The sequence below is a fragment of the Anaerocolumna sp. MB42-C2 genome (assembly GCF_030913705.1).
Classification (GTDB): domain Bacteria; phylum Bacillota; class Clostridia; order Lachnospirales; family Lachnospiraceae; genus Anaerocolumna.
In genome coordinates, this window is record NZ_CP133190.1 from 3,844,761 (window position 1) to 3,858,802 (window position 14,042).

Here is a 14,042-nt window from a genome sequence, read left to right on the forward strand (position 1 = left end):
TATAGGAGGCAGCGTATGCTTATTGTTAAAAAATTCGGCGGAACATCAGTAGCCGATAAGGAGAGAATTTTTAATGTTGCAGGTAGAATTATTGAAGATTATAAAAAAGGCAACGAGGTGGTAGTAGTATTATCTGCTATGGGAAAACAGACAGATGTCCTGTTAAACCAGGCGAAGGATATTAACCCTAATGCATCAAAAAGAGAAATCGATATGCTGTTAACAACCGGAGAGCAGATTTCCGTAGCTTTAATGGCTATGGCTTTGGACTCATTGGGAGTACCGGCCGTATCATTAAATGCATTTCAGGTAGCGATGCATACCACATCCGTATATGGCAACGCAAGGCTTAAAAGAATTGATTCCGAACGAATCAGAAATGAGCTTGCTAATAAAAAGGTGGTTATTATAACCGGATTCCAAGGTATAAATAAATTTGATGACTATACCACTCTTGGCCGCGGCGGTTCTGATACAACAGCAGTAGCACTTGCAGCAGCCTTAAATGCAGACGCATGTGAAATTTATACGGATGTTGACGGAGTATTTACGGCGGATCCAAGGCTTGTACCGACTGCCAGGAAATTGGACGAAATCACTTATGATGAAATGTTAGAGCTTGCTTCTTTAGGTGCAGGAGTATTACACAACAGATCAGTCGAAATGGCGAAAAAATATGGAGTACAGTTAGTTGTACGTTCTAGTTTAAATTTATCAGAAGGAACCATAGTGAAGGAGGAAGTTAAAATGGAGAAAATGCTTATTAGCGGCGTAGCTGCAGATAAAAATACTGCCCGTATCGCAGTGATTGGATTAGAGGATCAACCTGGAGTAGCTTTTAAATTATTTAATCACCTGGCAAAATATAATATTAATGTTGATATTATTCTTCAATCCGTAGGCCGTGACGGTACGAAAGATATCAGCTTTACCGTATCCGAAGACAGTTTGGAGGAAGCTGTTGAAATCTTAGAGCGTCACAGACAGGGTAGTTTAAAATGCCAGAAGATTGATGTGGAGAAATCCGTAGCGAAAGTATCCATCGTTGGTGCAGGTATGATGTCCAATGCCGGTGTAGCTGCTAAAATGTTTGAAGCACTGTATGATTGTGGTGTAAATATTAAAATGATTTCAACTTCCGAAATCAGAGTTACTGTATTAATCGATGAAATTTATGTTGAAAAAGCAATGAGAGCGGTTCATGATAAATTTAGCCTAAGTTAAGTTTAATATAAAAAAGCCGGAACCTTTGGGGATTGGATTCCTTTTTCTCAAGGTTCCGGCTTTTTTTATTTGGAGGAAGAAAATTTTATGGAAATAAATCAATTAAAGAGCAGAAACATCATTTTTACCTATAACATTCCGGACGGTTGGGATCTTAATCTACAACTGGTTAAAGGAAATAAGTATAATTACATCATTGACACCGGGTTAGGCTCTCTTAGTATCTTACCGGTGATCAACTATATAAAAGATGATAAGAAGCCAACCATTGTGATTAATACCCATTCCCATTGGGATCATATATGGGGGAACCACGTGCTGGGTGACTCAGTTATCATATCCCATTATCTGTGCAGAGAACGAATGGATCAAAACTTCGAGGATATGTTACAAAAGAAACGAAAGTATCTTAATGGTGAAACCAGGAAGTATCTTCCAAACCTTACTTTTGAAAATCAATTATATTTTCCTGAAGATGGAATAAGGCTTTTCTATACACCGGGCCATACAAAGGACTCCATAAGTGTATTGGATGAAGTTGATAAAGTAATAAATGTGGGGGATAACGTGGGTGATAACCTGGAAGAACTGATTCCAAGCTTGGAGTGTGAAAAATCCGAATATATGGAAACTATAGAGAACTATAAAAAGCTGGAGTTTGAATTCCTTGTATCCGGTCATAACACTATTTTGAAAAAAGATATATTTGATAAAATACAGGCAATGATATTATGATTAAATTTATCATGTAAACATTTCATATATATTTTTTGGGGGGGCTATGATATAATGTCTTCGTCATTCTATCAGCGCCGAACGAAGTGAGTGCGCAATTTAAATCAGAAACTAAAAGGAAGAATAAGTTATGAAAACATTTATAAAAGCAATAATGGCAGGAATAGCAATCAGTATCGGGGGAACAATTTATCTGACCTTGGAGAACCATATAGCGGGGTCATTCCTATTCGCCATAGGGTTATTTACCATTTATACTTTCGGGTTGAATTTATACACGGGTAAAGTATGTTATATCCCCAATGAAAAGCCGAAATTCCTGTTAACCATATTAATTGTTTTATTGGGAAATGCAGTTGGAACCGTAGGGATGGGATACTTGTACCGCGGTACCAAACTGGTTAAATTAGTGGAACATACCTCTGAACTGGTTCAGTTAAAATTATCGGATACAATCTTCAGTACCCTTATTATGGCTATATCCTGCGGATTAATGATGTGTATAGCAGTGATCGGATTTCAGACGATTAAAGACAGCGTGGGAAAACACTTAGCATTAATACTGCCGATCATGGTATTTATATTATCGGGATATGAGCACAGTGTTGCGGACATGTTTTACTTTACCCTGGCAAATGCCTGGAGCGGAAAAGCTTTTATATACATAATCGTAATTGCCATTGGCAATATGGCCGGTGGATGCTTATTGCCCATGGCCGCCCGGGTATTGGATCATGAAAAGTTAGGATGTCTGCATGAATAATCCGGTTTAGAATAATTTTGAAGTAAATAAATTTTTTCCATAGAAGGGGTTCCATATGAAAAAAGTTGAATTGGCATATCAGAAAATATACGGTTTAATTAAAAATGAAATTGAAAGAGGTAATTACCCTATAGGAACATTTCTGCCCATTGAAGCTGACTTGGAGGAAATATATAAAGTAAGCAGAACAACAATCCGGAAAGCTATGAAACTGCTTGCAGATGAGGAATATGTGGAAATCAGACAGGGACGGGGAACTATGGTTCTGGATCATAAAGCACAGCAGGATTTCAACGGGGTAACTTCTGTGACAGAATCTCTGAGGAACAAAGGTTATGAAGTGACAACCCAAAGTATGTATATTGACATTATTCCCGCATCCGTAAAGCTTCAATCCCAGCTGAAATTAAGGGATAATGAAGAAATAGCCAGGATTCAGAGAATACAGCTGGCTGATGGGAAGCCGATTTGCATCATGAATAATTATATTCCATATAGTCTGGTACCGGAAATTGAACAATACAATGGTAAATTTAGTGCACTTTATGAGTTCCTGGAGAAAAATTATCAGATAATGATTGAAAATACGGAGGATATTATTTATGCTGCCGCTGCGGAGTTATACGAAGCACAGGTACTTAATGTCACGCCAGGTACTTCATTACTTTATATTGACAGGATTTGTTATGCTAAAGAAAAGCCCATATGCCGTGACGAAGTAAAAATTATAGGCAGCCGTTATGAAGTCAGGGTATGTGCTTTTGGTCGAAAGAAATAGGAGGAACTAATGGATAAGGACTTTTTAAAAAATCTACCCAAACTTATGGATATCAGTTGTGTAAAAGCAGACAACAGTATGGAGGAGATAGAAGAAATGATTGAAGCCGCCTGGAAATACAGGTGTGCCTGTGTATTTACCCTGCCGGCTTTTGCCGGTTTAACCTTAAAAGAGCTCTCCGGCAGCGGGGTAAAAACTGGAGGGGTCATCGGTTTTCCGTCCGGCGGTGATACCAGCGGGGCAAAGCTGTATCAGGCAGTGGAATTGCTTTTGCTTGGCTGTGGGGAACTGGATATGGTTATTAACCAGACAGCTCTAAAAAGCCGTATGGATCAGTATATAACGGATGAAATCGGGTCCGTTGTTAAGGAAGCGGGAAAGGTTCCGGTAAAAGTTATACTGGAAATCAGTAATTTATATGAGGAAGAGATCAACCGGGGCTGCAATCTGGTAATTCAGGCCGGGGCAGAATACGTGAAAAGCGGTACCGGATGGACTGGCATACCGACAACGGTTTTGGATATTCAAAGAATCAGTGGGATTGTAAAGGGCAGGATTAAAATAAAAGCAGCAGGGGGAATCAGGAACCTGGATACCATGTATGAAATGTATCAATGGGGCTGCAGCCGGTTTGGCGTAGGATTAAAAACAGCCCAGGAAATATTAAAAATCTATACATAATCTTTTGATGATGAATCTAGATACAAATTCTTTCTGTATGTTAAATATTTGACAAAAAAACTCTGTAAATCTTTATTATTTCAACTTTATTTCCATGTAAAATTGTATATTCAGCCTATTTAAATATTGATATTGCTATGTAACTGAAATTACATTGACAAAAATTTAACAGATGATATAATAGGAATGTATTTGGAAACATACTTAATAGATTACTTAAGAAAGAGGTAAGGACTATGAAAGGTTATGCAATGTTAGGTATTGGAAAAGTTGGCTGGATAGAAAAGAATGCGCCGGAATGCGGGCCGCTTGATGCAATTGTAAAACCAATTGCCGTATCTCCATGTACATCCGATGTACATACTGTTTGGGAAGGTGCGATTGGTGAACGTTCAGATATGATTCTTGGACATGAAGCGGTAGGTGAAATTACTGAGGTAGGTAAATTAGTAAAAGATTTTAAAGTTGGTGATAAAGTTATAGTACCGGCGATCACACCGGACTGGGGCTCTATTGAGGCGCAAGCCGGATATTCCATGCATTCCGGCGGTATGCTCGCAGGTTGGAAGTTTTCTAATTTCAAAGACGGAGTTTTCGGAGAATATTTTCATGTTAATGAAGCAGATGCAAATCTCGCTATTCTGCCGGATGGTATAAAACCTGAGGATGCCGTAATGCTAAGTGATATGGTTCCAACCGGATTCCACGGTGTAGAACTTGCCGATGTGCAGTTTGGTGACAGTGTACTCGTTGTGGGTATTGGACCTGTAGGTTTAATGGCAGTTGCAGGTGCGGCTTTACGCGGTGCATCTAAACTCTACGCGGTAGGTTCCAGACCGAATTGCGCACGTATAGCCAAAGAATATGGTGCAACAGATATCATAAATTACCGTGAGGGAGATATTGTTGAACAGGTATTGGAGAAAAGTCACGGAACCGGTGTTGACAAGATTATTATTGCAGGCGGTGACAATGATACCTTTATTCAGGCAGTAAAAATGTTAAAACCGGGCGGAAGAATCGGTAATGTTAATTATTTGGGCGAAGGAGATTATATCAGAATTCCCAGAACAGAATGGGGCTGCGGTATGGGTCATAAAATTATAGCCGGAGGTCTTATGCCTGGGGGAAGACTTCGTATGGAAAAACTTGTTTCCCTGATGCAGACCGGACGGCTTGATACCAGTAAATTACTCACTCATAGATTTCAGGGTTTCGATCATATAGAAGAAGCTTTATTATTAATGAAAAATAAACCAAGTGATTTAATAAAGCCGGTTGTCACGATATAAGACTATATAAAATAGCGTGTGATAATTATTCAACAGAGACGTTTTCTCATTCGTTTGCCGCAAGCGGTACATAAGGCCATGCAGATAAGTGTATTGCCACAACCTAAGTACCGATGGCGGCAAACGGTCTCTTTGTGGATTAATGATCATACGCTAATCTATTGTTTATCACATACTCAAATCGCATTTCGTCTGATAAATCGATTTTTTCTACTGATATACTTTCTTTGTGGGTTGTCAGTTTATGATGGTGACTCTAACTTCTGGAGCATACGCCAAAGTGTAGAACGGCTGATGCCCAGTTTTTTTGCAACTTTGCTCTGGTTATTATTCTCCTGGTGTAACATGATCTTTAAGATATCTATATTAATCTGTTCCAGTGTCTGTTCCAGATTCACATAGGTTCTATCCCCATTACTGATAAAAGTATTGGATAATTCCTTGTTTAAGAAACTATTTACAGCAGAAGCCGTAATATAGGAAGTGCTTGCGGTAGTGACTAAGCTACTTAAAATACGCTTAAATTGATCGTAATTATATGGCCAGTTATATTCCTGAAGCATTCTTATAGCTTCCGGCTCAAGACCAACAATTCCTTTTGCAAAACGCATATTGAGCACACTGATATATAAGCTGGCCAGATTTGGTATATCCTCTTTGTGATCTCTTAAAGGAGGTATTCTAAGGGTAAGACAGGAAAGACTGTTAATAATTTTTTCGCATCGTTTTAAAGATTCCTCATTTTCAATGGAATCGGTAAATAAGATACGATTTCTGTGATGAAGATTTAAATCCTTTATAATGCTGCATAATTCTGAAAATTGGGAATATGTTAAAAAATTGATATTTTGGATATAGATGGTTATATTGGTATCGCTTAAGGGTGAGTTATTATCATTTGTTAAAAAATCCCAAGAACGTGCATTGATTCTTGCACAATCAATAATTGTCATAGGACAATTCTGCAATTTGCTTTTCACATAAAGCAGTCTTGCCAGCTGTCCTTTTCCAGTGCCGGCTTCACCCATTATCATAACAGGATAATTACTTTCGGCGTATTGTTCGATACTCATGAGATTCTTCTGAGTAGAGTGTGTTATACCGTAAAAACTGTTGAAAAACTTATCATTTGCTTCTTCTTTATTTAAATGGTATATTCCGTTTTTGGTAAGAGCCAGAGGAACCTTGCGCTGGTTTATATAGTAAATAATATAAGTTTTCTCATTTTCTATTTTTTTAGTTCCGATTAGCACATAGAGAAGCCCGGAATACTCAAAATAAGATTTCTGATAACCGTCGGTTAGAATTATAGGAAGCCTTTTTTTAATTTCTGCTAGTACAGGGGCAGGTTCGGAAGATAAACCGGAATAAAATACCTGATCGAAATTTTCATCAAATACGACATATGGCCTTGGATTGTTTTCCAGAATCATTTTATAAAAGTTAACATCGCTTCTGATTTTATTTATGGATTCAGACATCTGTATAGATAAATCAAAGGCAGCCTCTATGCTCTCCGAACCGGAAGTGATTAAAATAGCATTCATTCCGTATTTTTGGGCCAAAGAGCTTGTGATCATATCGCATAATACCATGTCATAACCCTCTAAGCTCAGGTTTTTTAGCGTGGCAGAGGCTTCTGATTCATTATGGATGGTATATATATTGATATTATAATTAAGCATGTCGCAGATAAAGTGGGCATTTTTGGTGATTGCGGGAAACCCGATTACTACATACTTATTCGTAGAATTTTCAGCTAATTTTATGGAACGGAATATGTCGTAGATACTTAAAGAAATATCAATAACAGGAATTTTGCAGTGTTGCCTTATTAATTCGGCGGTGCCCCCTCTGGAAACGATAATATCATAATCTGAGTTTTCATACCTTTGTGCGATAGCAAGTCCCTCGTTTAAATCACCGGTGAAAGCAGTCAGCTCTATATCAGTCCTTCTTTCGGCAATCTGAAGCATAAGTGATTTAATACCATCATAAGGTGCAATCCCTAAAATTTTAATTTTTTTCATTAATATCCCCCTTTCCTCTGTAGGTACTTCATTATATTACACTTTGTCAATTGTTATCATGGCAAAATAGAATAAAGTAATATAGTAAGTAATCTTCTGTTAAATATCGTATCATATTTAAACAATTAAATCAATATATTGCAAAGATGTTTCATAATAATACATAATATACAAAAAAACGACGAAAAACAACTTGAAATACGTTAATAAAACTGATAATATATACATATAAAGAAAAAATATTAAAACATAATTAAATTATACCATTGTAAAAAGATAATGTGTTTTAATATGAAACAGTCAGGAGCAGAGGGAATGGTAAAGCTTTTAATGATTTCGGATGATTTCACTGGTGCATTAGATACAGGAATTCAATTTGCGCAATATGGAGCGAACACTAAAATCATAACAACATCAAATTGGGATGAGAATTTGTTTGAAGATTACAGTACGGATGTATTGGTTATCGATGCACAAACAAGACATCTGTCAGGTGAGGAGGCGTATAAGAAAGTTTATAACCTGGCTAAGAACGCTGTATCAGCAGGAGTACCTCATATTTATAAAAAGACAGATTCCGGACTGAGAGGGAATATAGGCAGTGAACTAAAGGCACTATTGGATGCCGGTAATGAGACATTTTTACCTTTTATACCTGCATATCCTCAGATGAATCGTATAACAATTAAAGGACGTCATTATATTGATGGTCAGCCTATAGGTGAAAGTGTATTTGGCAGAGATCCATTTGAACCGGTGGCTTCTTCCGAGGTAAGGGATCTTTTTAATAAAGAGAATATCCATGTCGAAATTCTGGAACGTAATGGAATCTATGAATCGGATTTTGATACGCCCGTAATTGGTATATTTGATGCTGAAACTGAAGAGGATATGCAGCAGATTGCAGAATATTTAAATCATAAAAAGCAGTTAAGTATTATGGCAGGATGTGCGGGATTTGCTTCCTTTCTGCCTAAACTGCTAAACTTTAAAAAAAGGCAGATTCAATTTCCGAAATTAACTAATCCATTGTTTGTCATGTGCGGAAGTGTAAACCCGATCTCTCAGAGGCAGATAGAATATGCAGAGGAGAAAGGTTTTGGAAGAGTAATAGTGGAAGAATTACAGTCATTAGAACCCGATTACCTTTCATCGGAGGAAGGAAACCGGTGGATGGAATCGGTTGAAAACTTATTCACCAAGTACCCGGTTGTTATGTTGGATACAGGAAGTGAAGATCTGGAACCCATGGATACCAGTGGCAGCAGAAATACTTTACATGATACGAGGATTAAAATCGCTTCCGGATTGGGTCGGATTGTTAAAAAACTTTTGGATATAAATAAAAATCACACACTTATGATTATTGGCGGTGATACCTTATTAGGATTTTTTAATCAAATTCAGTGCGGAGAGATTTTTCCGGTATGTGAACTGGATGCCGGAACGGTTCTTTCTTATATAAATTATAAAGATCAAAAGCTGTGGATTATATCAAAGTCCGGAGGTTTCGGCAGCCGGGAAGTGATTTATGAAATTGTCCAAAAAATAAATTTGGAAGGAGGAGTTTTATGCCAGAAGAATATATGCTTATGATGCCTCGTAAGGTATTTGGCGGAGGGAGTGCTTTGGAGCAGGTTTTAGTACTTCTTAAGGATAAATATAAAAAAGCTGCCATATTTACCGATAAGGGAATTCGTAACTCCGGAATTACCGATTATCCGCTGGAATTATTGGGACGTTGTAATCTTGAAATTATAATATTTGATGAATTACCCACAGAGCCAAGCTGTGATGAAGCCCAGAAAGTAGTCGATGATTTCAGAAAGTCAGGTGCCGATCTGATTGTTGCAATCGGAGGAGGAAGTGTGATGGATGTTGCCAAACTTGCCTCTATTGCCTGTACGGATGTTTATGGAGTAAGAGATTTACTTAAGAAACCTCTGATAGGAAGGAAATTTGTAGAGGTACTGTTAATTCCTACAACTGCAGGTACCGGTTCGGAAGCTACACCGAACAGTATTGTAACTGTTCCGGAAAAGAACCTCAAAGTAGGAATTGTAAATACGGAAATGTTAGCAGATATGGTTATTTTAGATGGGAGAATGTTAAAAAAAATACCTCAACAGATAGCAGCAGCTACAGGAATTGATGCATTAGCTCATGCGATAGAATGTTATACCTCAAATAAAGCAAATCCCATTAGTAATATGTTTGCCTTGGAAGCCTTGAAGCTGATTTTTGAAAACATACTTCCGGCGTGTGAAGATCCGGGTGCAGTGAAAGAAAAGAATGATATGCTTCTGGCGGCTTTTTATGCCGGTGCAGCCATTACAGCTTCCGGTACCACAGCGGTACACGCGTTGTCTTATCCGCTGGGGGGAAGATATCATATACCCCATGGTGTAGCCAATGCCATTATGCTTCTACCGGTATTAAAATTCAACCTGCCAGCCTGTTTGAAAGAGTTTGCAGAAGTTTATGATGCGGTTTCAAAAGGAAATCATAATCTAAAACAAGAAGAAAAAGCAGAATGGGTTTTGAACAAAATCGATGAAATAATCCACGTTCTTAAAATTCCGTCCTCTCTAAAAAATTTCGGAATCAGTAAAACGGATTTGGAGGATTTGGTTCATGACGGAATGGAAGTGAAACGTCTGCTGAATAATAATAAGAGTACAGTTACCGCAGAGGATGCCAGAAAACTCTATCTGGAGGTACTGTAATTATAATTATAAAGTTGGATTGCTGTAATAGGAGCAGATTGGAGAAAATATGGAGTTGATGAAAGGAATTATAACACCGATAATAACCCCCATGAATGAGGATGAGAGCATAAATGAAAAAGAATTGAGAAATCAGGTCAACCGCCTGATAAATGCGGGAATCCACGGGATATTTACAGCCGGAACGAATGGGGAGGGGTATATATTAAGTGAAGAGGAAAAAGAGCGGGTATTGTCTGTGGTCATTGATGAAGCGGCTAAGAGAGTTGCAATTTATGCCGGTACGGGCTGTATCAGTACTAAAGATACCATAAGGCAGTCTGAAAATGCGAAGAAGTTAGGAGCGGATGTATTGTCCATTATTACACCATCCTTTGCCCAAGCATCTCAGGAAGAATTATATCAGCATTATAAAACGGTAGCAAAAATGGTGGACCTGCCTATTGTTCTTTATAATATTCCCGCCAGAACGGGTAACTCGTTATCGCCGGATACGGTAGCAAGATTGGCAGAGGTGGATAATATAGCAGGTGTTAAAGACAGCAGCGGAAACTTTGATAACATGCTTATGTACATTGAGAAGACGAAGAAAAGGAATTTTTCTGTATTAAGCGGTAATGATTCTCTGATACTATGGAATCTTATGGCAGGAGGTACGGGAGGAGTTGCCGGATGTTCTAATGTGTTTCCGCATAATATGGTGGAGATCTATGAAAATTTCGTTCAGGGTAATTTTGAAAAAGCAAAAGAGTATCAGGATAATATAAGAAATTTCAGAAATTGTTTTAAATATGGAAACCCTAATACAATAGTAAAAACTGCAGTTGCCATGTCCGGTTATCCGGTAGGTAAATGCAGAAGCCCTTTTAATCAGGTTACCAGGGAGGGACTCCAGGCAATTGAAGAGGTCCTTAAGGAATATAAACAGTTGGGAATTAACTGAGGAAACTGTATGCGTCTGCATTACAGCCACAAACGCAAGATGCACAATAGGGCAGCGCAGAAAAGAGGTTAAAAATGAAGAATAAACCGATCATTGGAATTACTATGGGAGACCCGGCAAGTATCGGACCAGAGCTTACATTAAAAGCATTAAGCCGGTACAACATTTACGAACGATGTGCACCTGTTGTTATCGGTGATGCAGCTATATTGGACAAAGCAAAAGAAATCCTCGGCAAGAAAGAACTCCGAATACACCCTGTTAAAGATGTAAAAGAAGCATTATTTTCACCCGGAGTAATCGATGTATTGGATTTGGGACTGGCAGATCCTAATAAAATAAAACCCGGCGAAGTATCTGCCATGGCAGGGGAAGCCGCTTTTCAATACGTCAAGAAAGTGATTGAACTTGCCATGGACAAAAAGATAGCTGCTACAGTTACCAATGCAATCAGTAAAGAGGCAATAAACCTGGCGGGTCATCATTATTCAGGTCATACGGAAATTTATGCCGATTTAACAGGAACGAAAAAATATACTATGATGCTTGCCTACAAAGATTTACGGGTCGTCCATGTATCTACCCATGTTTCCTTACGGGAAGCCTGTGACCGGGTAAAGCAGGAACGTATCCTGGAAGTAATTGAAATTGCGAATAAAGCCTGCATTGAAATGGGAATTTCATCTCCTGTTATAGGTGTAGCCGGTTTGAATCCGCACTGTGGTGAAAATGGTCTGTTCGGCATGGAGGAACAGGAGGAAATTATACCTGCAATTAAGGAAGCAAAGTTAAGAGGTTTCAATGCACAGGGACCAATACCGCCGGATAGTATTTTTTCGAAAGCCAGAGGTGGATTCTATGATATAGTCGTAGCAATGTATCATGACCAGGGACATATACCTTTAAAAGTCTTAGGGTTTGTATATAATAAGGATCTGAAAAAATGGGATTCTGTCGAAGGAGTGAATATTACCTTAGGACTGCCGATTATCCGGACATCGGTAGATCATGGAACTGCTTTTGACCAGGCTTATACCGGTCTGGCAAGTGAATTTAGTCTGGTAAATGCGATGGATTATGCTATCAGTTTTGCAGGAGGAAATATATAAGAGGACTGTTAGCCGGAATAAGTACAGGCATAATGGTAATCAGGCGGGCTGATCATAATAGATTAAGAAAAAATTTTAGGGAGGTATTTTTATGAAGAGCAAGAAAAAATTTATTGCATTGTTACTTGTATTGGTCATGACAGCATCCGTATTTTACGGCTGCGGTTCAACTTCTAAATCAGGAGGCAGCGATACTTCGTCCGAAACAGGGGAAACCAAAGGAGAAGTAAAGAACACGGCAGAAAGCGGTGGTGAATCAACATCATCAAGCTCTTATACCATGTTTATGAGGTCACAGTATGTTGACTGGATTAAGGAACTAAAGTGGTATGATGAAGCAGAAAAAAACACCGGAATCCATGTTGAATATGTGGAAGGACCGGAAGAAATCAGTGATACGTATACAGAAGTTGACCAAAGAATCGCAAGCGGAACCCTTCCGGATGCGGCGATGGTAAACCTGGCACAGGCTAAGGTATATGGCAGTCAGGGAGCTTTTGTTGACCTGGCTCCTTACATTACTAAATATGCACCAAATCTTCAAGCTTATATTGATGCGAATCCGGATTATAAAGCTTATGTTTCAAGTGATGACGGTGCAATATACGGTCTGGTTAAAGAATCACCTATCTTTGCAGACTTAATAGGATACCGTGCCGACCAGTTCAAAGAAGCGGGTATTGATGCCGCCACAATAAAAACAATAGAGGATTTTACAAAAGCGTTACAGACGTTGAAAGCTTATTATGGAGCAAAAGATGATAACTATTATCCATTATCCGGCAGAGACAGTGCCCTCCGTTTTGCAGCCTGGTTTGGTGCGGCAAGTTATACGGACGCCAATGGTTCCGGCGGTGTGTATTATAACCATGAAAAGGATGGGTCTTTTGACATAAAGGCAGCCGGTGCATATGACTGGATTAAAACTATGAAGCAGTGGTATGAGGAGGGGCTGATTAATCCATCCTGGGTAAGCGGAACTAACAGTGAGGGTGATTGGGAATCACAGACATTGGAAGGTGGCGCAAGCGTATTTTATGATTATTACAATCGTGCGGAGTGGTTTATGGAAAACGGCGGACCGGATAATAACCCGGACTATGATATGCAGGTACTGGATTTCCTGAAAGGCACAGACGGAAAAACAGTTCCTATAACTACTTCAACTCTTTATCAAAACGGATGCGTTACTGCAGTGAATTCCTCTTGTGATGAAGATAAGATTGCTACGATTCTGAAATTTATTGATTATTTTTACAGCGAAGAGGGTATCACATTAGCAAACTGGGGTGTAGAGGGTGAAAGCTTTAAAAATGAGGGCAACACCAAGTCCTTTATCGTGGATTATTCGTCGGAAGAATCCAAAGAACCCGGTGAAAAGAGATGGTCTTTCTTAAGTGACCGTTTTACTGTTACAAAACCGGTAGACCAGACAGCTTTTTACAGCTGGAATACAAAACTTATAGCAGATGCAGCTAATAAATATTTTGTCAAAGATAACTTCCTTGACCGGCCTACTTTAATCTACACAACCGATCAGGAGGAACAGCTTACGAATTTGGTGGCTTCCGTATATGAAGCCGAAAGTTTCGGATTAACTCATTTTATTATCGGAGATAAAGAATTAAACGAAGCAAACTGGAAGGCATTCGTTAAAGAGATGGACGATATGGGATTAGGAGATATTGAAAAAATCCAGCAGGAAGCTTACGCTAATACTTTTAACAAATAATAAACAATTCTGACAGTAAGTACTTAAAA

12 protein-coding genes are annotated in these 14,042 nt (G+C 38.6%); 11 read left to right on the forward strand and 1 reads right to left on the reverse strand.

Annotation, left to right across the window (positions count from 1 at the left end; all coding sequences use genetic code 11):
* Window positions 1–15: 15 nt before the first annotated feature.
* The 6 genes from RBU59_RS17080 (at window position 16) to RBU59_RS17105 (ending at window position 5,473) form a co-directional block, all read left to right on the forward strand.
* Window positions 16–1,224: an aspartate kinase gene (locus RBU59_RS17080; RefSeq protein WP_308143709.1), complete on the forward strand. Its 1,209-nt coding sequence runs from the start codon at window positions 16–18 to the stop codon at window positions 1,222–1,224.
* Between the two features lie 87 nt (window positions 1,225–1,311).
* Window positions 1,312–1,959, forward strand: coding sequence for an MBL fold metallo-hydrolase (locus RBU59_RS17085; RefSeq protein WP_308143710.1), 648 nt, complete (start codon window positions 1,312–1,314; stop codon window positions 1,957–1,959).
* A 130-nt stretch (window positions 1,960–2,089) separates the two neighbouring features.
* Window positions 2,090–2,722, forward strand: coding sequence for a formate/nitrite transporter family protein (locus RBU59_RS17090; RefSeq protein ID WP_308143711.1), 633 nt, complete (start codon window positions 2,090–2,092; stop codon window positions 2,720–2,722).
* Between the two features lie 55 nt (window positions 2,723–2,777).
* Window positions 2,778–3,500 (forward strand): GntR family transcriptional regulator, encoded by a 723-nt coding sequence (locus RBU59_RS17095; protein ID WP_308143712.1) that lies wholly within the window; start codon window positions 2,778–2,780, stop codon window positions 3,498–3,500.
* Between the two features lie 9 nt (window positions 3,501–3,509).
* Window positions 3,510–4,181 (forward strand): deoxyribose-phosphate aldolase, encoded by a 672-nt coding sequence (gene deoC, locus RBU59_RS17100; protein ID WP_308143713.1) that lies wholly within the window; start codon window positions 3,510–3,512, stop codon window positions 4,179–4,181.
* Window positions 4,182–4,417: 236 nt separating this feature from the next.
* Window positions 4,418–5,473, forward strand: coding sequence for an NAD(P)-dependent alcohol dehydrogenase (locus RBU59_RS17105; RefSeq protein WP_308143714.1), 1,056 nt, complete (start codon window positions 4,418–4,420; stop codon window positions 5,471–5,473).
* Between the two features lie 242 nt (window positions 5,474–5,715).
* Here the strand turns inward: RBU59_RS17105 and RBU59_RS17110 are convergent, their stop codons facing one another.
* The gene (locus tag RBU59_RS17110) at window positions 5,716–7,503 is read right to left on the reverse strand and encodes a sigma-54-dependent transcriptional regulator (protein ID WP_308143715.1); all 1,788 of its coding nucleotides are present in this window, start codon (window positions 7,501–7,503) and stop codon (window positions 5,716–5,718) included.
* Between the two features lie 315 nt (window positions 7,504–7,818).
* Here RBU59_RS17110 and RBU59_RS17115 point away from each other — a divergent pair, with 315 nt between their 5' ends.
* The 5 genes from RBU59_RS17115 (at window position 7,819) to RBU59_RS17135 (ending at window position 14,013) form a co-directional block, all read left to right on the forward strand.
* Entirely contained in the window at window positions 7,819–9,099 is a 1,281-nt protein-coding gene (locus RBU59_RS17115; protein WP_308143716.1) for a four-carbon acid sugar kinase family protein, read from the forward strand.
* Window positions 9,075–10,229, forward strand: a complete 1,155-nt coding sequence (locus RBU59_RS17120; RefSeq protein WP_308143717.1) for an iron-containing alcohol dehydrogenase — start codon at window positions 9,075–9,077, stop codon at window positions 10,227–10,229. The genes RBU59_RS17115 and RBU59_RS17120 overlap by 25 nt, the downstream gene beginning before the upstream one ends.
* Before the next feature lie 49 nt (window positions 10,230–10,278).
* Window positions 10,279–11,172: a 4-hydroxy-tetrahydrodipicolinate synthase gene (dapA, locus tag RBU59_RS17125; RefSeq protein WP_308143718.1), complete on the forward strand. Its 894-nt coding sequence runs from the start codon at window positions 10,279–10,281 to the stop codon at window positions 11,170–11,172.
* Window positions 11,173–11,276: 104 nt separating this feature from the next.
* Entirely contained in the window at window positions 11,277–12,281 is a 1,005-nt protein-coding gene (pdxA, locus tag RBU59_RS17130; protein WP_442871715.1) for a 4-hydroxythreonine-4-phosphate dehydrogenase PdxA, read from the forward strand.
* A 91-nt stretch (window positions 12,282–12,372) separates the two neighbouring features.
* Entirely contained in the window at window positions 12,373–14,013 is a 1,641-nt protein-coding gene (locus RBU59_RS17135) for a hypothetical protein (RefSeq protein ID WP_308143720.1), read from the forward strand.
* The last annotated feature ends 29 nt before the right edge of the window (window positions 14,014–14,042 follow it).

Coding starts and splice junctions, on each gene's coding strand:
- deoC (WP_308143713.1), top strand. CDS start 3,510: ATGGATAAGGACTTTTTAAAAAATCTACCCAAACTTATGGATATCAGT.
- RBU59_RS17085 (WP_308143710.1), top strand. CDS start 1,312: ATGGAAATAAATCAATTAAAGAGCAGAAACATCATTTTTACCTATAAC.
- RBU59_RS17115 (WP_308143716.1), top strand. CDS start 7,819: ATGGTAAAGCTTTTAATGATTTCGGATGATTTCACTGGTGCATTAGAT.
- dapA (WP_308143718.1), top strand. CDS start 10,279: ATGGAGTTGATGAAAGGAATTATAACACCGATAATAACCCCCATGAAT.
- RBU59_RS17090 (WP_308143711.1), top strand. CDS start 2,090: ATGAAAACATTTATAAAAGCAATAATGGCAGGAATAGCAATCAGTATC.
- RBU59_RS17135 (WP_308143720.1), top strand. CDS start 12,373: ATGAAGAGCAAGAAAAAATTTATTGCATTGTTACTTGTATTGGTCATG.
- pdxA (WP_442871715.1), top strand. CDS start 11,277: ATGGGAGACCCGGCAAGTATCGGACCAGAGCTTACATTAAAAGCATTA.
- RBU59_RS17080 (WP_308143709.1), top strand. CDS start 16: ATGCTTATTGTTAAAAAATTCGGCGGAACATCAGTAGCCGATAAGGAG.
- RBU59_RS17110 (WP_308143715.1), bottom strand. CDS start 7,503: ATGAAAAAAATTAAAATTTTAGGGATTGCACCTTATGATGGTATTAAA.
- RBU59_RS17120 (WP_308143717.1), top strand. CDS start 9,075: ATGCCAGAAGAATATATGCTTATGATGCCTCGTAAGGTATTTGGCGGA.
- RBU59_RS17095 (WP_308143712.1), top strand. CDS start 2,778: ATGAAAAAAGTTGAATTGGCATATCAGAAAATATACGGTTTAATTAAA.
- RBU59_RS17105 (WP_308143714.1), top strand. CDS start 4,418: ATGAAAGGTTATGCAATGTTAGGTATTGGAAAAGTTGGCTGGATAGAA.